This window comes from Prochlorococcus marinus str. AS9601, assembly GCF_000015645.1.
GTDB classification, from domain to species: domain Bacteria; phylum Cyanobacteriota; class Cyanobacteriia; order PCC-6307; family Cyanobiaceae; genus Prochlorococcus_A; species Prochlorococcus_A marinus_O.
In genome coordinates this window covers 347,232-366,346 of the sequence record NC_008816.1, presented here as the reverse complement: position 1 = coordinate 366,346, position 19,115 = coordinate 347,232, and the positions used below count along the sequence as shown (strand labels likewise).

Here is a 19,115-nt window from a genome sequence, read left to right as displayed (position 1 = left end):
TTTTAATTAGTCTTGGAATAAGTATAAGTAAATTTTGGTATTATTCATCATAAAAAATTTGAAATTAATTTATTCAGAAATTGCTCATCTTTTATCTGGCATTCCCAAATAACGACAGATTGCCAGCCAATATTTTTTATTTTTTTCTGAATTTCTTTATCTCTTTTTACGTTTGCTTTAAATTTACTTTCCCAAAATTCTTTTCTTGTTTTTGGAGTAGAAGCATACTTACAATTTTCATGCCTATGCCAGAAACATCCATGTACAAAAATTACTGTTTTATATTTTGGCAGAACAATATCAGGAGAACCTGGTAAATCTTTTCTATGTAATCTGAATCTATATCCCATTGAATGTAGAAGTTTTCTTACAGCAATTTCAGGCTTTGTATTCTTCGATTTAATTGCAGACATATTTCTTGATCTCTGCTCACTAACCTTATGCATTACTTCACTACTCATCTAACCAATCAGTTTTAAACAATATACTCACCATCACCCTATAGGTACCTATATACAGTACGTGCATTATGTGTTCACACACATACCCACGTACCTTATATAGTTTTATTAGAGGTTGATTATGGTTTTTTGCTCCTACTTACAATGATGATGTATACACATCCAGTAAGTAGTAGCGTCTAAATTTCTTGTCTTTTACCCCTTCCCCCCTTGTATTATGAGGGGGTTGCGCAATTGACTGGTATGACAGAGATATCAGAGGTCAGCATTTTACCTGAAATTCGGATATATTTAACAGAGATTGTCTCCAGTAATGTCACTATCGTCATACCGCATGCATAAAATTTATCTTGCAGCGATCATGAATTATGGTCTTGGTTCTGATGATCCAGAGGAGTTGGCCTATTACAACAAGCTAAGAAAAGAAATGAATGAGATAGAGAAAGATGCCGTTAAAAAAGGAATACCTCTTACTTGGGATATTCCCGATGGAATGGATTAATGAATCTGAATACTTTTTTATTAATTGATGGGAGTCTGATGCTTATTGGTCTACCTTTGCTGATGATTCTGAAAGGCAAAAAACAGACTCCCTAAGTATCTACTTAACTGCGAAAGTCACCCCCATAACGGCAGTTATGTCTTTCTTGATAGTAGTTGTATCATAAGATCCCCAGCTGCTGACCCTGGTGGAATTTGGAACTGTGATCTGGAAAACACCAGTATTCACTTTCTTCAGACCACCCACTTCAGATCCAGCCTGAAGCGCTATAGCCTCGGCTCTTATCCGTGCATCCTTTGCTGCCTTTGCGAGCATATCAACTCTTTTATCAGCAAGCTTTGAATATGTGAATTCCGGAGAGCTTGGTTTTACGAAAACCCCATCTCCAAGAAGTTCAGTTATCTTGCTGTGGGTCTTTTGAATTCGATAAACATCATTACTCTGGATTTCAATATTCTGATAGGTAATCCATTCGGTTCTTATAATTTCATTAGTTTTGGGATGCTTGGTTTCATATTCTTTAATGCTGGCTGGTCCAAGATAAACTTCCTGTTTAATACCATCCTCGATTCCATTGGCTTTAAGGAAATTCATAGTCTTTTTCATTGACTCTTTATGTTTGTTGAATGAGTCGATTTGAGTCTTTCCCGTAGCCCTTACCTGAACGGACCATTTAGCAATATCACTTTCGAAACTTTCGGTACTTGCACCTGTAACAGTGATGGAATTTTCAACCATTCTGAACCCTCTCACAAGGACCGTGGAGGCACCTATGAATCCTCCGAGAGATAAGACAGCCATTGCAAAAACAAGGGGCGGAGTGCGGCGTATAACGCCCAGAGAATCGCCCGGCAGCGACCTGAGTCTCTTAATAATTTTCATTGTTTATCAGTATGTGTGTAGGAGCTTTTTAACAGCTGAACCGAAAGAAAAATTATTAGAAAATCCCTGACTTTTATTCTTTCGTTTCTATCTGGCCATTAATGGAAACATCTAAGTTAGATGTGCCAATTTAAGAGTCGGTTACTAATATTGCCAGATGAAAAAATTGTTCGCAAGAAGTATATTTGTATTATGAGAAAAGTGATTTAGTACTAAACACAACAATCAAAAATAGACAATCTTGATCAGAAAAAATATGGAACTATTTACTAGAGAAACTATTGGAAACTACACCAGTGATCCTTATGCAAAGAATGATTATAAATACTCCAAAGAAATGCAAGAGATAAGAAAAGAATTACGAAAGCTAGATCAAGAAACAAAAAAAGATGGTGGAGTAGTTGACTGGAATCGTATGTTGAACGATTTTATGTGATGGGGAAAAGAGGCAGACCAGCAAGAATAATTAGATGTGCTAAACCCGCTAAATGCCCAAAGTGCGGTAATAGGCATTTTCTAATTGTTGTTTATGGTTATCCAAGTAATGAGGTTATTGATGAAATAGATAAATACGATATTAGGGGCTGTTGTTTGCCACCCTATAAAAAAGTAAGAGACAAAAGTGGCAATTATTATCATTGTCCAGAACCAAAATATGTATGCTCCAACCAAGATTGCAGATTAGAAGTTTTTATGAGGAAAGAGTGCGAGATAATGCCACCCATAGATGACTCATATCATTTTTATGGCAGAGAGTGGATACAGCAAGATATGGCTTTGCAGAGTCGAATGTTGCCAAGATTAAGAAGATTAGTACATGACAAATTAGGAGCTGATAAGGCCAAAGAAGTTTTTGAAAAAGGACTTAAAACAACAAACGTCCAACAATTACATGAACTACAAAGAGAATATTTGGGGAATAAAAATAAGGATTGATAAAAATTAAATTGAATTAAAGAACTTATTAAACTTTCATCCCGCCTTCACATATTCGAAATTGAATAAATACTTTTCACCATCATCATCACTGTCATCGTCATCATCGTTGAAGGAGGCAATTAAGACATAAACGCCTCCCAGCCCAAGGATCATTGATAAGTAGAGAATAGGATCTGTCATTCTCTAATTTTGATCAATCAAAAACAAATCCGAGGAAGCTTTTTCATATCTCCATGATCTTTTAATTATTAGCTTCAACTTTAAAAATAAATTACTAACTGTTACGGATCTGTATCAATATTGCCTTAAAAGTACTGAATTACACATATTTTTAACCTTTTTCTTTACATTAGTTAATAAGAATGTTACGTTTGTTAACAATTAAACTATTTAACTAATGGCTAATTCTTCATACATAACTACAGAATCAGGCGGAAGGCAAAATATTTTCCCTACTGAGCCTCGTCCTTATGTTGATCAATCTGTTTCTTATGATGGATATCCTCAAAACGCAGAAAAAGTTAATGGTCGTTGGGCAATGATCGGTTTAGTTGCACTTTTGGGAGCTTATGTAACTACAGGTCAAATAATTCCAGGTATCTTTTAATGTCTCCTCTTTCAGGCTTTTTAGTTGTAATCGTATCCTTAACAGCTGTCCTCGTTGCTTATCTAACCAAGCAATTTCAAAACGAAAATTTAAACTATCTAACTTCAAATCCAATGACAAATTCAAACCCTAAAGTAAAAACAATCGAAAAAGAAAAAGTTGTTGCAGAAACTCTTAATGGCAGATTCGCAATGCTTGGATTAATTGCTGCTGTTGGAGCTTACTTAACAACAGGCCAAATAATTCCAGGTTTCGTTTAAATGCTTTTACTCTCTGTACCATTTTACGATTTTCCATCTTCACCCATACTAATAATTGGCGCGATTGGGATTGTTGTAGCATTGGCTGTATTTTTTCTAGCTTACAAAAAGTACTTTAATTCTCCATTTAACAGAGAACTTCAATTAAAGAAAAAAGCTCTATTGAAGGAGAAAACAGAACTAACCAAAAAACTTGAAAAAATAGAGCAAGATTTAAAAAATTTGTAGTGAAATCAATGAACATAGACATTTTCCTAATCTCATTCTTCACCTATCTTTTAGTACCAGTAGTAATGATCGCTAAGGGGAAAAAAGCAACTATCTAAAAAAGATTTAGACTGCGATCTCTTTAAACATGGCCTTTTGTTTAGGAGCCTTCACATTAGCCTCATATTTTTCAAAAGTATTGCTTAATTTGAAATCTAAAAAAGTTTCAATTGACATAAAAAAAGGAGCTTATTGCCCCTTGTTGTTTGATTGACTGTCAATCGAATTACTTTGTTTTTAGTTCAGGTTCGTACACTGCACCATTGCAAACTGCTACTGAAATACTTTCTTTTGATGCTTTATCCCAATTTTTTAGTTCCATCTCGTATTTATCAATCCATTTAAAAGTTTTTTTAAAGCATTGATTCCAATAAAATGCCTTTTTTGAAATAGGTATCAAAGAGATAAAAATTAGTACTATTGCAGTTGTAGATGTAATTACACAGTATTTGATGACCTTTGGGCCTTTATTAGGTGACATAAAAAAGAGGGTATTATCCCTCTTAGTTTAGATCGACTGTCAATCAATAAAATTATCCCATACCAGCAAAAGCATAGACAAAAAGTTGACTAAAAAAGATTCCCCTGAATCTCTTTATTATCTTTTACAGGATTACAAACCAACTTTGCATATTGCTCTGAATAAGCACAATTTTTACAGGATAAATTTGGTTCCGGGATCTGGTGATTATTCATCAAAGAAACCATTGAATCTATTTCTTCTTCAATCCAATCAATATTCCAATCATAAGGAACTAAATATTCGTCAAAATTCATTCTTTTATTAAATTCCTCGTCGTCTCTTTTTGCATTACAAACTAAAAAATAAGATGTTTTATGAACATCAAATCCCATTCCTTTTAGAAGATAGGCATAGAAATCCATCTGGATTTTATAGCCTTCATGATATGGATCATCAAGATAATCTTGTTTATCTACTCTCCCAAGTTTTGCCTGAGATTTGTAATCAACAACTATTAATTGCTTTGTAATCTTATGCTGCCAAATATCATCAACTCCTCCAGTCAAGATGATGTTTGTATTCTTATGACGAAGCATCAATCCTTTATGCAGAGAGTTACGCCAATCGTCGATTTCGGGATGATCAAAAGGAACTAGGTGACTCAAATCATTATCGATAAATAATCTATGAGGAATTTGTCTTTCTCGACAATAATCAAATTCTTTTTTTAAGAGCAAATCAGTTGTCTCATTTAAAGTCCATCCTGGCGTTCCTGGAGGGTCAAGTCCTTTTACTCTGTCCAAGTAAAAACATCTCTTGCAGGTTAAAAAATTGGAAAACCTCCCTCTACTTATTTTGAAATCATCTTTCTGATTAGGAGAGTAAGACGAAGATGCTCTAGTCCTTAATCCAGTAGCTTTTACGGGTTCTTTTTTATTGTTTCTCTTAAGATCTATCATGCCTTTTTAATTCAAAAAGAATCTTTCTTATCCATAGATTATCTAGATTAAGAACTATTATCAAAATTTAAAAAGCAAGTATAAATAAAAGTGAGATGTAAAAAATTTTATATTTAATATTTTTATTTTCCTCTAGAATCAAATATTAATTAAAAGCAGTTTAGAAACTGACCAAAGCATTATGAACTTACAAATAGAAAAACAGACCGTTTTAGTAACAGGTGCAGGGAGAGGATTAGGTTCCGAAATCGCAAGATCATTTCATAGAGAGGGTGCAAAAGTAATTATCAACTATAGAAATTCATATGAAAGTGCAAAAAATTTATCTGATTCTTTAGGAGAGAATGCAATTTTAGTAAAAGGGGATATCAGAGAAAAAGATCAAGTCTCTAAAATGCACGAAGAATTGGCAAGTCAAAATATCAGAGTGGATACGATAATCCACAACGCAATAAATGACTTTATTTTCAATGGTGATCAAAGAAAAAAAATAGACACTATAGAGTGGCAAGATTTCCAAAATCAGATTGAAACTACTCAAAAAGGATTTCTAAATCTGCTGAATATTTTTACACCAAAGATGAAAAATAATTCTTTTGGAAGAGTTATATCTATTGGAACTAATTTATTTCAAAATCCAGTAATTCCTTACCATGATTACACTGCAGCCAAAGGCGGATTATTATCACTTACAAGAACTGCAGCAATAGATCTAGGGCAATTTAATATCACAGTAAATATGGTTTCAGGAGGCTTATTAAAGGTAACTGATGCTAGCAAAGGCACTCCAGATAGTGTTTTTGAATATATTTCCAGCATTACACCCTTAAGAAAAGTTACCACTACAGAGGACTTTTCGGATGCTGTATTATTTTTTGCTTCCCCTTGGTCGAGGGCAGTCACTGGTCAAAATTTAGTAGTTGATGGTGGCTTAGTTCTAAACTAATTAGCTTTAATAAAATTTATTTTTTTCTAAATTATTTTTTCTTTATAGAGAATAATTAATTGATAATTCTAAAGTTTTAATTAATTGAGATTTAGGATTATTAATGATTTGATTTTTAAATATTAATTATCTTTTATCAATTAGATAAAGGGAATTACTTTCAAAAATCCCCTCAGTTATCCATTCTCTATACTCCTCTATTAATGCTAATTTATTTTTTAAATTTTCTTCTTCCCCAAGTAACTTTTGTCTATAAATCATAGAATCCAATACATATTTGCAGATTGATAATGCTTTATTATTGTGCTTATTCATACTCACTCATAAATGAAAAATTTTTAAAATCTTAAATTAATTAAAACTTTATTGATGTAACAAAATATCCTTATTAAGATAAAAATTTACTCCTTTAAAAAGAATCAAATAAATTCATTTCTCTTTTTGATGCATCTGAACTTCAAGAATTAAAATAAGGTATAAGATTATTTTTAAATATGTTTACGGAAAGGACAAATAAGGAAAAAATGGTTAGCTGGACAATAAGCCAAGCTAACATTTTATAGTTCGGATTTTTTGTGAAAAGTGAGATATTTTTTGTGATAAGAGAATTCAAGTGAAAACTCTCCTTATTTTTGACTACATTGATCAAATCTTTTTTCTCATTTTTATTTTTATCTTTTAAATCTTGATCCATAAATGTCTCAATTGTTTTTTTTGATTTGTTTATTTCAGGCGTTTTATTTTGTAGTTTCTTAACTAATAGGATGTTTCCATATATCCAAAATGAAAAACCAATAACTAGCGGAAATAATGATTTGAAATTTATCAAAATTTATTCCCTTAAGCTTATCCCTAGTCTTAGTGCTAATGTTCCTGCGAAGATTGCAATAAGCATTCCTAAAGCAATAAAAATAATTTCATCAGAGGATTCCATTTTTAATTTTCTCTTTGAAAATATTGTTTTTTCCCAATCAATAGGTAAACAAGAGCTTCAAACATTTTTTTATCTAAAAATTTAAAATAACTAATAAGATTTATTTTCAAGATAGGAAGAAAATATGAACTTCTAAAAGATAAATTTTATATCCTTCAAAGTAATCAATGAATTTGTTTCAATAAAAATTCCAAAAGTTGTGAAAAGCTAAACTTTATTTATCCTTCCTCCATAACACCCACTCCCAATTCTGAAAAAACCAGAGGCAGCCTTCAGTAAATCTGCGTTATTAGTAATTCTTGATAATTTTGAGGATAAACCTGAAAATAAAACCTCGTTCACTTCATGTGATTTAATTTTTGTTTGATATGGGTGCCATATTTTTCCATCTTTAAGAAGTATCGCTTCACCATTTAATTTGGTTTCGCCGTTTTCAAAGCTCCAGCTTGTAGGCTTATCTTTAATTGGTCTATGAGTATAAAAATTACCCTTAAAATTGTTCTTCGAAATAATGGATCCTTTTAATGAATTTGATCTCCGTTCTTTTAAAACAATCGAAATACTTGGCACTTCTTCTGAAATTAAAAAGCATTGTATAGGATGGCTTATCTCAGCTAAAAAGGGATACAAAATTATGATGAAATTATAAAATTCTATTTTAAAACAATTTTCAAAAACAATAGATTCCTGTTTTTAAAAGGTTTGACTGGGAGTAAGTCGACATTGATTCATTTAGTGATGCCAAACCAACCAAAATAAACCGCAGCCATAAATAATTCCTATTGAAACTATTAATGGAATAAATAAGGATTTCATTTAACTAGAAATCTGCCCATATCATTCATTAAAAACCAAATTGCAATTGAAAGATTTAAGAGCACTGTAAGAGAAATGGAGATTATTAAAAACTTTTTTCCCACGCCTGATTGATTAGCATCTTTGCCCGCAACTGAAATCGATTCAAGTTTCATAAAAGAGATGATTTGATTGCCTTCTATTTTAGATCTTTTGTCAATCTTCAAGATTTGATATCTGCTTTTCTGCCTTTATATCTCTTTCAGGACTTTCTATATATTTAGTCATATCTATCTGCCATTGCCTTATTTGATCGATATTAAATAAAACATTGCTTCTGGGTTTACCAGTAACGTATATCCAATGCTTACCAGCTTCTAATACTTTTGTGCTTTTTAATTCCCAAAGTGATGATGATGAAATTCCTAGTAACTTTGATGCTTCTGAACTTTTTAAATATCTATCCATAAAAAAAAGGATTGTTACTTTCCTCTTAACCTAAAAAGACTATCAATCAAGCCGATTGTATATCAGGAGTTCAGGAGATGTAGTAAAGAAATAGCTTTAGAGTTTCTGATGTTACGGACTTGTCCAAAAAATGAAAAAACATGAAACAATTTTATTTTTACGAAGTTTAATGGCATTAATCCCTTTTAAATCAACAGAAAAACAAGGTAAAGCTAATAGTAAAAGTATTCTTAGCCTTGCAATATTGATGTTCTCATTGGTAGCTTGGATGTGCTTATTCAGGTAAAAAATTATGACTAAAAAAGAAGGAAAAGAATTAGCTACTGTAAAGGTTTACCTCAATACTGGAATCATTGCAGCATTAATTGGGGTAGGATTTGTTGCCTCTACTTTAGTTTTTGGAGTATTACTTCTGGTTTTAAAATAATTGTCTAAAAAATATTGAAATTCTTTTTCATTAGATTTAGAAATATCATATGAACAAATTGATTTAACGTCAGATTTGAAAATTTCTAAAAATTTATTATTGTCTTTTATGTAGTCATCAGGAATAGATGAAAAAAAATATTCATATTTCAAGATTGATTCTTTATCAAGACCTTTAAAAAGATTTTTTTCTAGAGAATCACAATATTTTTTAGCCAATTGATTATTGTTTATTTTTTCTTCGGGATATGTTTCTCCAAATGAAGGCGGAATATCTATTAAATTAATTTTTACTATTAAGACAATTAAAAATAATGAGAAAAGATTAAATTTCACTGCTCGACTTTTGGATTTTAAAAAGGTTTTATTTGATTTTTCAGTTCACCGAGTGGCGCAGACCTTAACAGCATGAACAATCACTTTCAGATTCAGGATGAGAAGATTCCAGGGCATCTGCGATATCTCTGAGCATATCCGCCACATATCCCGGAGGACATTGAAACTTGGCTATGTAATCGACACTCTTCTTAGCCATTTCTGTATATGCAGGAAGGATCAAATCATCAATCTGATTCTGAGTCGGTTTCCATCTCGCTTCGCAACTGTCAGTCATTTCTAAACTTGGAATCTCTACAATATAGTTTGAACTCAAGCTGATATCAACATCAAAAGATACAGCTGTGTAAGAACAAGATATAAGTGGACTGAAGATAAGTTACAGCACTCCCTAGCAATAATTTGACAGCAACTGATGGGCCGTCTAAATTTATCTTGCACACTTCAGAATCATTGTGCTGCAGGCAGTCTTGATTGGTCCAACCCGGCCCACTTTAAAATTGCCCTTGTAGCTCAGCGGTAGAGCACTCCCTTGGTAAGGGAGAGGTCTCGGGTTCAAGTCCCGACGAGGGCACTTGAGCAATTGATAAATATAACTGAGATATCATAGATAACATTTTAACTAGAATTCAAATAAATTTAAAATAGTTTCCCTTTAGTAATGCCACTATCGTCATACCGGATGCACAGAATATATATTGCAGCAACCATGAATTATGGTCTTGGTTCTGATGATCCAGAGGAGTTGGCCTACTACAACAAAATCAGAAAAGAGATTGATGATATGAAAAAACAACCAATTAAAAAAGGAATTTTTCTCAATTGGGATACCACCGTAGGAATGGATAAATGAACCTGAATACTTTTTTATTAATTGATGGGAGTTTGATGCTTATTGGTCTTCCTTTATTGATGATTCTTAAAGGCAAAAATTGATCAAAATTTCTATACATTTTACCCATATTTAAATTCAATTGTTGATCCTTTATCCGTATATGGGAGTACCTCAAACCGTACATATTTATTAGTCGAATGGCCGCTCTAACTAGTTAGAAATAGATGTAGTCGTCATGAGCAAATGTCTACGAAATCCACACTGAAAGAAGATTATAAATCTGAGATTGAAGAAAGATCAGAAGAACTTCTTGAGGAAGAAATCAGGAATCAGCAAACATTGGAAAGCTTTGTTGAATCTGATAAAAACTGGAGCTGATTAAATTTTATTTATTTAGGAGAAAGTTATGAACTTAAAAAGATCACCATTCTCAATTCTGGCCAAAGACAAAAGAGAAATGGACTACATCAAAGGAGTTTACAAGAGAAAAATTCAATCTGAAATTGAATCTTATAAAGATCCCGAAGACGAAGATAAGAGAGATACAATCCAAGCTCAAGATGTATTGATGCTTGAAAGGATCTCAATTTAGTTATTTTTTTTCTTCTTCTTATCTTTCTTTTTCTTCTTTACCTTTTCATAAACCTCATCAGCCTTCTGTTCAATACTGTCAAGCTTATTTGAGATTTCTTTAATAGCTTCTGCTTTTCCTTCTTTAACTAAAGTATCACTTACCTCAATAATTTTAACTGGCTCTACTTTAACTACATTATCTTTTATCTCTTCAGTTTTAATTCCAAACTTACCTTTAATAAAATTGGCTATAAAAATAAGAACAGGCACATGAGCTAAACCGCCTATTAATATTCTTGTTTCTGAATAAGCCATTTAATAGTTAGGATAACTGAGATATTTAAGCATAAATTTAATTTTTAAATTCGTTTTATTAATCTAATAAACATTAATAATCATTTCTTGATTCATAGATCAATAATCTTGCTATTAATTGATTAGAGACTTTTTTTATTAAATGCCATTAGACGTATTTCTAATGAACATGTGTGTTGTAGTTATTGCTTTGCTAATCAGAAGAGAAATCAAACTTAAGAAGGCGAGATAAATCATGAAAACACAAATTTTTAAAGAGCAATACATTCCAAATATCCATGCCATTACTCTTTTAATAATGCTTCTTCTATGTCTATGGTTACCTCTAGCACTCAGATTCTTATTAATAATTTAGTCAAATTAATTAGTTAATACTCTTATCCTTAAACTCTGCTATATCCTAATTTTGTTTTAAAGATCTTATATGGAACTCCTGTTCGCATCAAACTTGTATATGTTTGTATAGTTAGTTTTTCGACTAATCAGAAACCCAACTTGTGATTTTCGTTGTGCTATAAATATGTCCTCCCGATTCTATATTCTTAATGGTTTCAGGATCTGAAAAAACATGCTTAGCTACACCTTCTTCAGCTTGATGAATAACAATAACTTCTTTTGGATCAATTAAACTTTTGCCACGATATAAAGGAGTAAGTCCTACCGTTTTATGAAATGCATCTATCTCTGGACTATCAAACATTTTTACCCATTCCTCAAATGTATTTGAAAGTTTAAAGGTGAAAACAGTAGTTTCAATAGTCATAAAAATAAGCTAATTGCTATTTATTTTAAATCGACTGTCAAGAATCAAGAAAAACTGCTGGATAAAGTGTTTGTCCATTCATTAATGATTTGTCAAATGGCTTCCAGATATTTCTCCTATCTTTTTAGCAACTAATCTTGATGAAAAAGTTAAATATAGATTATCTAAAAATTAAGAATTTTAATTTGGTATCACATGTACCGTTTATACGTTTTTTGGAAGCTATTAATTGGATATGAGTTATTTTGCTGAACCAAACCATATTGAATATGATGCATGGTTCGATGAAAACATCGACCCAGTGGATCTTGTGAATTACTCAGATGAAAAGGAGTTCAGTGATTCCGTACACTTTAAGTTCCATAAGATGTCCACAAGAAATTTAACGATTGGTTCTTCTGATAATTTTCACTGGTAAATAAAAGATTTTTCACTCCAAAGATATTTATGAAACTTACGCAGAATATGTTCCATCACTTTCTCTTCTTGCCTTAGCTAATACAATTTCATCTACAACTTTTTCAATCATGTAAGCACTTTTTTTACCAAAACATTTTTCTTTTTTAATACTCTCAAAATCATTTGGGATTAATCCATTATATTCACAACAGTCGCATTTAATATCAATTTTCTTACCTCTGAAAACCTCTAAAGCTTTAGAAAAAATCCATTGCTGAACTGAAATACTTTCCCAACTATCAAAATTCGACCATTCATCAAAATCCCTACTAAGGATGCCTTTTAATCCATCAGCCTGATTTACATATACTAAGTATGAATCTTTTCTTGGTTCATCATTAATACCAATTGTTTTGACAGAATTGTGATTCATTAAATATAGATTGATTGATTAGCCTTATAAATCTAGAGGATAATTTCAAAAATATAAACAAAAAAATCTCTCACATAAGATCATTAATCGCTTTATCCAATCTAGAAGTATTATTTGTATTTCTGAGTAATTCAAAATCCTTAAAATCAAAGCCGGGGCCAACGCAACAACTCACTAAAGTAAATTCGCCTGTACTTTTTGCAGCTTGCCAATATCCAGATGGGATCATTTCTACTGGATTATTGGAATCTAAAATTAAATTTCTTATTAACTTATTATGATTATCTAGGCACCATAAATTCAGAGGATCGCCCCTTAAAAAAATCCAAATTTCATCAGCATTTTTTACTCTGTGCCAAGCACTTTTTGCATCTTTCTCCAAAAGATAATAAATTCCCGTAATAAAGTTTCTACTTTGGCCGTCTTCCCTTATTAGAGAATTCTCACTCCTTACTATCTCTCTAAACCATCCACCCTCAGGATGAGGAGATAAATTGAATTGTTTAATTATTTCTATTTTTTTTTTATTAGGATTCACATCACAAATATCTTTAAAGTTTCTCTTATACTTAAAATCTTATGAAAAAAAATCAAAATAAACTATATTTTCTAAAAAATTAAGCACAAATAATTGACAAATCTACAAAATTTTTATTTTCATCTGCCAGTTCAGTAATAATTCTATTGAGCCATTCAGAGGTAGTTTCACAATAGCCTACATTTAAAATAGTTTTTTGCTTTAATGTTTCTTCTTTATTCATAGTTGTACTATTTTTATATAAATTAGTCTTTAATTAAATCTATGTGAATAAGTCTTAATTACTATCTATTTTAAAAAGTTGTATTTAATACATATTTAGGAACTGCTAGTAAACAAATAAAATTAAATCGTTGACAAGAAAATGTATACAAGTAAGAGTAGAAAAAATTTATTATTTAACCTATGAATAACATCAAGATTGAGGAATTGATGAAAGTAAGGTTCGATGGTATTGCTAATAGAATTGGGCAATTAAGCAAAAGGGAAAGCGAGTCTTTATTACTTGAGCATCTTGAGTGGTTGGAGGGAGGATGGGAGACTGAAGAAATCTTATTTTTAAAAAAGCCCTACAGAAAATGGTGGTTCTAACGCCACTTCTATAAATAATTAATGATGTCCTAAGGGTCCAGGGCCAGATCCTATTTTATAAGAATTGTCTAAAGATTTCTCAACAAATAATTTCGCTTTTTGTATGGAATCAAATAGATCAAAACCTAAAGCCTTGTAACCACAAATAGCAGCACTCAAAGTACAGCCGCTACCGTGGGTATTTTTTGTATTTATAAAATTATTAAAAATCCACTCTTTTCTACCATTTAAGTCAAGAAAAAAATCCTTCCCTTTCATATCTTTTAAACCGCCACCTTTTATAAGTACCGCTTTAGCACCAAGACCAATAATTTTTCTTGCGGAATTTTCGATATCTTCTTTACTCCTTATTTCTAAACCAGAAAGTAGATTTGCTTCATAAATATTTGGAGTTAGCAAATCAGCAATTGGCAATAAGAGTTTTTTATAAGCATTAATAGCAGAATCTTCCAGTAATTTAGAACCAGTTCTTGTAACCATCACTGGGTCAATAATTTTGGTTATTTTGTACGAATTTAATTTTGAAGCAGTATCATTAATTATCCTTTCATTTAATAACATTCCAGTTTTTAAGGCATCAATACCAAAATCAGCGAATAAAGCATCTAACTGATTTAATAAAGTTTTCTTCTCTACTGGTTGAACGCATGTAACCTCTATACTATTTTGTGCGGTAATACGTGTAATAACAGAACATCCATGTACTTTAAGGGCCATAAAAGTTCTCAAGTCAGCCTGTATGCCTGCTCCACCCCCGGAGTCACTACCGCCTATTGAAAGTGCAATTTTAGAATACATAATTTATTAACTTGTTTTTGAAAGTACTATAAATAAATTCTAATTTAAATCAGAAATCTGAATATGCATTAAAAAAATCTAACTCCAATTCCATAGCTCTCCTGTATAAATATTTGGCCTGATTAATATCATATGTTTCTTTATTAGTCTCAATAAGATTTTCAAGTGAATCTGCTAGCTTTTCAAAGCTCTCAGCAGAATAAGTAATTATCCATTCTTTATATTTAATATCAAAATCCTCCTTATACAAACTTTTTCCTATCCAAGAATAAAGTCGCATACATGGAGTCATTGCAAACATTATTTCAACGGAACTAAGTCTTTTGGAAGTATCATCAAGAAAATCTGTATAATTTTTAGTGGCTTTTTTTATATAGTTATTAGACAAATCAATATCCCATTCTTTTGCGTACGTTTCATGAAGTATTAACTCCTCTGAAACGCCCATTAACAGTTCACTTAACTTCCTTATTGAGTATTTATCTTTTGATTTGGAAACAGCAAGACCATAAGCCTTAGCAAAAGTCTCTAAAAAGAAATAATCTTGAGCTAAATATTCTTGAAATATATTTTTAGGGAGACTTCCATTTTTTAAACCTTGAACAAATTTTGTATTTAAACTTAGTAAAGCAATCTCATAATTATCATCCCAAAGTTTTTTTGTTATTTTCATTTTTTTGATTTTTAGTTATTCTAAAATTTTTTTATATTTTTCACCTACAAACTTAATCATATTTTTCTAGTATTAAAAGAAAAAATTATGAAAGAAATAAATATCTTATGGTTTAAGAAAGATTTAAGAATTTTTGATAACGAAGCTCTCTGTGAGGCTATAAAAGATAATGATATTTTACCTATTTATATTATTGAGTTAGATATTTGGAGCCAAAATACTCATTCAGATAGACAATGGCAATTTTGCAAAGAAAGTTTAATAGATTTAAGAAATGCACTTGCTGAGATTGGACAACCATTAATTATTAGGACTGGTAATGTTATTAATATATTTGATGCAATTAGTTCAAAATTTAAAATCAAAGGTATATATAGCCATCAAGAAACCGGAGATTGGCTTACTTATAAAAGAGATCAAAAAGTAAAAGAATGGGCTTTCAGCAAAAATATTATTTGGAAGGAATTTCTACAATTTTCAGTTTTCAGAGGAAATTTAGATAGGAATAATTGGTCTAAAAAGTGGCAAAAAAATTCCGAAAAAAACTTACTTAAAGCTCCATTAAGAATTAATTCTATTAACTTTAATACTGGAGAAATACCCTCAGACGAAATTTTTTCCTTTAAAAAAGAAACTTGTCCAGGAAGAATGCAAGGTGGAAGAAAGAAAGGTTTAGAGAGAATGCAATACTTCTTTAGTAATAAATTAGATTCTTATTCAAAAGATATATCTAGCCCAGAAAAATCATTTGATAGTTGTACAAGACTATCCCCATATATTTGTTGGGGATGCATTTCATTAAAAGAAATTTTTCAAAAGGCAAATATATCAAAAAACAATAATTCTAGGATGTTAAAAAGCAGATTAACTTGGCATTGTCATTTTATTCAGAAACTTGAAAGTGAACCAGAACTAGAGTTTAGGGAATACCATCCTTTTTTTAAAAATATTAGAGAAAAAAATAATGAATTACTTTATTCATGGAGTTCAGGTAATACGGGCTTTCCTTTTATAGATGCATGTATGCGCTCATTAAATTTCCATGGATGGATTAACTTCAGGATGCGGGCTATGTTAATGTCTTTTGCTAGCTATAATTTATGGCTACCGTGGCAAGACTCAGGTTCTGAATTAGCAAATAAATTTGTAGATTATGAGCCTGGAATACATTGGAACCAATGCCAAATGCAATCTGGAACTACATCTATAAATACCAATAGAATTTATAATCCTATTAAGCAGGGAAAAGATCATGATCCACAAGGAAAATTTATAAAAAAATGGTTACCAGAATTAAAGGATTTATCACTTAATTTCATTCATGAACCATGGTTATTATCTAGATTTAATAAAGAAGAATATGAACAAATTAATTACATAAGACCAATAATTGATATCCCAAATAGCACTAAAAATGCAAAGAAGAAAATTCAGGAAATAACTAAAAAGGATGGATATTGGGATATCTCAAAAGAAATTTATTTAAAACATGGCTCCAGAAAAAGGCTTAGAAAAAATATAAATAATAAAAAAATTATTTCTAGGGAAAAGGAAATACAATACGAATTGAAATTAGATTTCTAAACTTTATTTTAAGAAATTTATAGATTCCTTTTAATGTATAGGAAAGTTTTGTAAATTTTGAAATTCAATATATAAATCCACGATGAAGTAATGCAAGCTTTAGTGTATTTGTTAGATTTTATTAATTATGTCTGAAAGATTTGAATGGGACGATACCAATAGTTCAGGTATATGGTGGAGTACTAATGTAAGTATTAGAGACGAGTGCATTTTTCTTAAAGAAGATACTCAATGCGAAGATTCTGATATCGTCGAACTTCTGAGGAGTATTGCACAAAATATTGAAGATAATGGCCTTTAATTTTTGAAGAAATATTCCCTCTTTTAGAGATTTTGAATTCCTTTTACAGCTTTTATTAATTCGATACTAATGCCTTCCTCACTCATTGAATGACCTGCATCATTAACAATAATTAATTCAGAATTCTTTAATTTCTTATTTAGATCCCATGCACTCCTAACAGGACATACAACGTCATACCTACCTTGAATTATTTTTGTTGGAATCGATTCTATTGTTTTCAAATTTTTCAAAATAAAATCATCTTCTAAGAAAATATTATTAATAAAATAATGACATTCTATCCTCGCAAAGGCATCTGAAAAAGAATTAACTTGGGACTTATCAAAATCGAATTTTTTATTTATTAAATGACTAGTTGAGAGTTCCCATTTTGTCCAAGCTGCTGCAGCTTTTGATCTAAGATTCGAATCTGTAGATGTTAGATATTTGTAAAAAGAACTTATCAAATCATTTCTTTCTTCTTTTGGTATTACAGAAATATATTCTTCAAATACATCAGGGAATATCTCACTTGCACCATATTGATAGAACCATAATAATTCAAACTTTCTACATAAAAATATTCCTCGCAAAGTTAAGCTTATAACTCTTGAGGGATTTTTAATTGCATATATTAGTGAAAGTGTTGAGCCCCAAGATCCACCAAACAAATGCCAAGTATCTATTTTAAAAAGAATCCTTAATTTCTCAATATCATCTACTAAATGATTAGTCGTATTTTCTTTTAATTCGGAGAAAGGAGTTGAAGAACCGCAACCTCTTTGGTCAAATTGAATAATATCGAATTTATCTGGGTCAAAGTATCTTCTATATCTTGGTTGACTTCCTCCTCCTGGGCCTCCATGAATAACAAGTATTTTTTTGCCATTTGGATTGCCAGATCTTTCCCAATAAATAGTATGAATATCACTAACTTGTAAAAAACCCTTTTCACGTACTTCAATTTTCGGGAACAAGACTTGATCTTTCATTTTGAAATATTTTTAATCACTTTATTTATCTATATTATCCAAAAAGAAGTCTAGTTTAGAAGTAATTTGTCAAACAAAAAAAGGACTGTATAAACAGTCCTTTTTAATATTTGATTTCCTTCTTACAGGATATAAAATTACATATTTTAAAGTCTATTTACTCATAAACCTAGAATACGTGAATTCGGGGATTTTTCTCGATAATTTCAGTCCCTATTGTCGCTAGTAATTATAAAGCGAAGTCTTATCAGACTAATTGATTGAACTTAAATTTTCGAATAATCCCATTCTCAGGAATACGCTTCCTATATTTTGGAATTTGCTAAATTTCAGGCGGACTATCAATCATTTAGATTGCCTCCGAACTCAACATTTATAAATTACTCCTTTTTATATTTTCAGTAAATCCGTAAATATGCTGATTTACTTTTTTTTTAATTTGTAAGAGGATTATAATGATCGTTTGTTTTTTTTAGATAAATATAAAAAATAAAGTCTATAATACGTAGTTATTCAATTTCATAAAGCAAAAAAGATTCAATTATTCTTTTATCACTTCAGAAAGTTTATAATCTTCCAATTTCCAGGTTACAAATTTTACACTCAAATCAATAGAAGGATTTTTATCCCGGCACTTCCGTCACTCTCTAATCCAATATACCAAGGCAAAAGTTATTTTTGTAGTATGAATATCTACCTCTTATGAGAGTTATTAAAAACTCTAACAAGAGGTTCTTAATAAAATTAACCTTCTTTTATACCTTTATCATATTTTTCCATACCCTTTTTTATAAGATGCCATTGAGGGAACTAAATCTCCAAGGCATATAGGTTCCATTAGAATTGTTATAATATTTTGAATTATTTATTTTATGTAAGAATTTAATAAATAGATTATTAATATGGATTATGGATTTCATCAAAAAGAACAAGATATTAACTCTAATGGCAGTTATTGCAGTTTTATCTTTTGCATTAGAAAAAGTAGGCATAATACACCCTTAATTAAGATTATTTAATAAATACTTCCTAATCTAATAAGTAAACCGATGCTATAACGGCAAAAATAAGGAATGGAGATAATAATGTAAAA

At 30.7% G+C, this 19,115-nt stretch carries 33 protein-coding genes and 1 tRNA gene; 14 read left to right on the top strand and 20 right to left on the bottom strand.

What is annotated here, in order from left to right:
- Positions 1-47 precede the first annotated feature (47 nt).
- Positions 48-461 (bottom strand): very short patch repair endonuclease, encoded by a 414-nt coding sequence (locus tag A9601_RS11165; RefSeq protein ID WP_011817887.1) that lies wholly within the window; start codon positions 459-461, stop codon positions 48-50.
- A 313-nt stretch (positions 462-774) separates the two neighbouring features.
- Between A9601_RS11165 and A9601_RS11160 the strand changes: the two genes are divergently transcribed.
- The gene (locus tag A9601_RS11160) at positions 775-963 is read left to right on the top strand and encodes a hypothetical protein (protein WP_011817886.1); all 189 of its coding nucleotides are present in this window, start codon (positions 775-777) and stop codon (positions 961-963) included.
- 99 nt (positions 964-1,062) lie between these two features.
- On the opposite strand, the gene A9601_RS11155 is transcribed toward A9601_RS11160, so the two are convergent.
- Positions 1,063-1,845: an SIMPL domain-containing protein gene (locus A9601_RS11155; protein ID WP_011817885.1), complete on the bottom strand. Its 783-nt coding sequence runs from the start codon at positions 1,843-1,845 to the stop codon at positions 1,063-1,065.
- Positions 1,846-2,101: 256 nt separating this feature from the next.
- Between A9601_RS11155 and A9601_RS11150 the strand changes: the two genes are divergently transcribed.
- The 5 genes from A9601_RS11150 to A9601_RS11130 all read left to right on the top strand — a co-directional run bounded on the left by A9601_RS11150 (position 2,102) and on the right by A9601_RS11130 (position 3,879).
- Positions 2,102-2,281 (top strand): hypothetical protein, encoded by a 180-nt coding sequence (locus A9601_RS11150; RefSeq protein WP_041484513.1) that lies wholly within the window; start codon positions 2,102-2,104, stop codon positions 2,279-2,281.
- Positions 2,281-2,781, top strand: a complete 501-nt coding sequence (locus A9601_RS11145; RefSeq protein ID WP_011817883.1) for a hypothetical protein — start codon at positions 2,281-2,283, stop codon at positions 2,779-2,781. The genes A9601_RS11150 and A9601_RS11145 overlap by 1 nt, the downstream gene beginning before the upstream one ends.
- A 400-nt stretch (positions 2,782-3,181) precedes the next feature.
- Positions 3,182-3,391 (top strand): high light inducible protein, encoded by a 210-nt coding sequence (locus A9601_RS11140; protein WP_011817881.1) that lies wholly within the window; start codon positions 3,182-3,184, stop codon positions 3,389-3,391.
- Positions 3,391-3,651, top strand: a complete 261-nt coding sequence (locus A9601_RS11135; RefSeq protein WP_011817880.1) for a high light inducible protein — start codon at positions 3,391-3,393, stop codon at positions 3,649-3,651. Before A9601_RS11140 ends, A9601_RS11135 begins: the two co-directional genes overlap by 1 nt.
- The gene (locus tag A9601_RS11130) at positions 3,652-3,879 is read left to right on the top strand and encodes a hypothetical protein (protein ID WP_011817879.1); all 228 of its coding nucleotides are present in this window, start codon (positions 3,652-3,654) and stop codon (positions 3,877-3,879) included. It begins immediately after the preceding gene.
- Between the two features lie 105 nt (positions 3,880-3,984).
- Here A9601_RS11130 and A9601_RS18485 read toward each other — a convergent pair whose 3' ends face one another.
- From A9601_RS18485 to A9601_RS11120, 3 genes are all read right to left on the bottom strand, one after another.
- Positions 3,985-4,095 (bottom strand): DUF3764 family protein, encoded by a 111-nt coding sequence (locus A9601_RS18485; protein ID WP_144039671.1) that lies wholly within the window; start codon positions 4,093-4,095, stop codon positions 3,985-3,987.
- 49 nt (positions 4,096-4,144) lie between these two features.
- Positions 4,145-4,399, bottom strand: a complete 255-nt coding sequence (locus tag A9601_RS11125; protein ID WP_011817878.1) for a hypothetical protein — start codon at positions 4,397-4,399, stop codon at positions 4,145-4,147.
- Between the two features lie 89 nt (positions 4,400-4,488).
- The gene (locus A9601_RS11120; RefSeq protein ID WP_011817877.1) at positions 4,489-5,340 is read right to left on the bottom strand and encodes a PD-(D/E)XK nuclease family protein; all 852 of its coding nucleotides are present in this window, start codon (positions 5,338-5,340) and stop codon (positions 4,489-4,491) included.
- A gap of 181 nt (positions 5,341-5,521) precedes the next feature.
- On the opposite strand from A9601_RS11120, the gene A9601_RS11115 reads away from it, so the two are divergent.
- Entirely contained in the window at positions 5,522-6,286 is a 765-nt protein-coding gene (locus tag A9601_RS11115; RefSeq protein ID WP_011817876.1) for a 3-oxoacyl-ACP reductase, read from the top strand.
- Between the two features lie 126 nt (positions 6,287-6,412).
- Here A9601_RS11115 and A9601_RS11110 read toward each other — a convergent pair whose 3' ends face one another.
- From A9601_RS11110 to A9601_RS11075, 7 genes are all read right to left on the bottom strand, one after another.
- Complete coding sequence (locus A9601_RS11110; RefSeq protein ID WP_041484512.1) at positions 6,413-6,601, bottom strand: hypothetical protein; 189 nt, start codon at positions 6,599-6,601, stop codon at positions 6,413-6,415.
- Between the two features lie 517 nt (positions 6,602-7,118).
- On the bottom strand, positions 7,119-7,220 hold the full coding sequence (locus A9601_RS18475; protein ID WP_144039670.1) for a photosystem I reaction center subunit XII: 102 nt from the start codon (positions 7,218-7,220) through the stop codon (positions 7,119-7,121).
- Between the two features lie 207 nt (positions 7,221-7,427).
- Positions 7,428-7,790 carry a hypothetical protein gene (locus A9601_RS11095; protein WP_011817872.1) on the bottom strand — a complete coding sequence of 121 codons (363 nt, stop codon included), beginning with the start codon at positions 7,788-7,790 and terminating at the stop codon, positions 7,428-7,430.
- A 242-nt stretch (positions 7,791-8,032) separates the two neighbouring features.
- Positions 8,033-8,242, bottom strand: a complete 210-nt coding sequence (locus A9601_RS11090; RefSeq protein ID WP_011817871.1) for a hypothetical protein — start codon at positions 8,240-8,242, stop codon at positions 8,033-8,035.
- On the bottom strand, positions 8,232-8,483 hold the full coding sequence (locus tag A9601_RS11085; protein ID WP_011817870.1) for a hypothetical protein: 252 nt from the start codon (positions 8,481-8,483) through the stop codon (positions 8,232-8,234). Before A9601_RS11085 ends, A9601_RS11090 begins: the two co-directional genes overlap by 11 nt.
- Positions 8,484-8,816: 333 nt before the next feature.
- Positions 8,817-9,245: a hypothetical protein gene (locus A9601_RS11080; RefSeq protein WP_011817867.1), complete on the bottom strand. Its 429-nt coding sequence runs from the start codon at positions 9,243-9,245 to the stop codon at positions 8,817-8,819.
- 64 nt (positions 9,246-9,309) lie between these two features.
- Positions 9,310-9,522 carry a hypothetical protein gene (locus A9601_RS11075; protein ID WP_041484509.1) on the bottom strand — a complete coding sequence of 71 codons (213 nt, stop codon included), beginning with the start codon at positions 9,520-9,522 and terminating at the stop codon, positions 9,310-9,312.
- A gap of 225 nt (positions 9,523-9,747) precedes the next feature.
- On the opposite strand from A9601_RS11075, the gene A9601_RS11070 reads away from it, so the two are divergent.
- From A9601_RS11070 to A9601_RS11060, 4 genes are all read left to right on the top strand, one after another.
- A tRNA-Thr gene (locus A9601_RS11070) sits at positions 9,748-9,819 on the top strand.
- Positions 9,820-9,906: 87 nt separating this feature from the next.
- On the top strand, positions 9,907-10,098 hold the full coding sequence (locus tag A9601_RS11065) for a hypothetical protein (protein WP_011817865.1): 192 nt from the start codon (positions 9,907-9,909) through the stop codon (positions 10,096-10,098).
- Positions 10,099-10,323: 225 nt separating this feature from the next.
- The gene (locus A9601_RS18925) at positions 10,324-10,458 is read left to right on the top strand and encodes a hypothetical protein (RefSeq protein ID WP_011817864.1); all 135 of its coding nucleotides are present in this window, start codon (positions 10,324-10,326) and stop codon (positions 10,456-10,458) included.
- A 28-nt stretch (positions 10,459-10,486) separates the two neighbouring features.
- Entirely contained in the window at positions 10,487-10,672 is a 186-nt protein-coding gene (locus tag A9601_RS11060) for a hypothetical protein (protein WP_011817863.1), read from the top strand.
- Here A9601_RS11060 and A9601_RS11055 read toward each other — a convergent pair.
- The 5 genes from A9601_RS11055 to A9601_RS18560 all read right to left on the bottom strand — a co-directional run bounded on the left by A9601_RS11055 (position 10,669) and on the right by A9601_RS18560 (position 13,324).
- Entirely contained in the window at positions 10,669-10,968 is a 300-nt protein-coding gene (locus A9601_RS11055; protein ID WP_011817862.1) for a hypothetical protein, read from the bottom strand. The genes A9601_RS11060 and A9601_RS11055 overlap by 4 nt on opposite strands.
- Before the next feature lie 478 nt (positions 10,969-11,446).
- Positions 11,447-11,731, bottom strand: coding sequence for a DUF3764 family protein (locus A9601_RS11050; protein WP_011817861.1), 285 nt, complete (start codon positions 11,729-11,731; stop codon positions 11,447-11,449).
- 454 nt (positions 11,732-12,185) lie between these two features.
- A complete protein-coding gene (locus A9601_RS11040) occupies positions 12,186-12,563 on the bottom strand; it encodes a hypothetical protein (RefSeq protein WP_011817859.1) in 378 nt (125 codons plus the stop codon).
- 70 nt (positions 12,564-12,633) lie between these two features.
- The gene (locus A9601_RS11035; protein WP_011817858.1) at positions 12,634-13,101 is read right to left on the bottom strand and encodes a cupin domain-containing protein; all 468 of its coding nucleotides are present in this window, start codon (positions 13,099-13,101) and stop codon (positions 12,634-12,636) included.
- Positions 13,102-13,180: 79 nt separating this feature from the next.
- Positions 13,181-13,324 (bottom strand): hypothetical protein, encoded by a 144-nt coding sequence (locus tag A9601_RS18560; protein WP_011817857.1) that lies wholly within the window; start codon positions 13,322-13,324, stop codon positions 13,181-13,183.
- Positions 13,325-13,506: 182 nt separating this feature from the next.
- Between A9601_RS18560 and A9601_RS18470 the strand changes: the two genes are divergently transcribed.
- A complete protein-coding gene (locus tag A9601_RS18470) occupies positions 13,507-13,692 on the top strand; it encodes a hypothetical protein (RefSeq protein ID WP_032515599.1) in 186 nt (61 codons plus the stop codon).
- An 18-nt stretch (positions 13,693-13,710) separates the two neighbouring features.
- Here the strand turns inward: A9601_RS18470 and thiD are convergent, their stop codons facing one another.
- Entirely contained in the window at positions 13,711-14,490 is a 780-nt protein-coding gene (gene thiD, locus A9601_RS11030) for a bifunctional hydroxymethylpyrimidine kinase/phosphomethylpyrimidine kinase (RefSeq protein ID WP_011817856.1), read from the bottom strand.
- A gap of 49 nt (positions 14,491-14,539) precedes the next feature.
- Complete coding sequence (locus tag A9601_RS11025; protein ID WP_011817855.1) at positions 14,540-15,163, bottom strand: TenA family protein; 624 nt, start codon at positions 15,161-15,163, stop codon at positions 14,540-14,542.
- Positions 15,164-15,250: 87 nt separating this feature from the next.
- Here A9601_RS11025 and A9601_RS11020 point away from each other — a divergent pair, with 87 nt between their 5' ends.
- Positions 15,251-16,747, top strand: coding sequence for an FAD-binding domain-containing protein (locus A9601_RS11020; protein WP_011817854.1), 1,497 nt, complete (start codon positions 15,251-15,253; stop codon positions 16,745-16,747).
- A gap of 127 nt (positions 16,748-16,874) precedes the next feature.
- The gene (locus tag A9601_RS18555; RefSeq protein WP_011817853.1) at positions 16,875-17,048 is read left to right on the top strand and encodes a hypothetical protein; all 174 of its coding nucleotides are present in this window, start codon (positions 16,875-16,877) and stop codon (positions 17,046-17,048) included.
- Between the two features lie 23 nt (positions 17,049-17,071).
- Here the strand turns inward: A9601_RS18555 and pip are convergent, their stop codons facing one another.
- The gene (gene pip / locus A9601_RS11015) at positions 17,072-18,022 is read right to left on the bottom strand and encodes a prolyl aminopeptidase (protein WP_011817852.1); all 951 of its coding nucleotides are present in this window, start codon (positions 18,020-18,022) and stop codon (positions 17,072-17,074) included.
- Positions 18,023-19,115 lie beyond the last annotated feature (1,093 nt).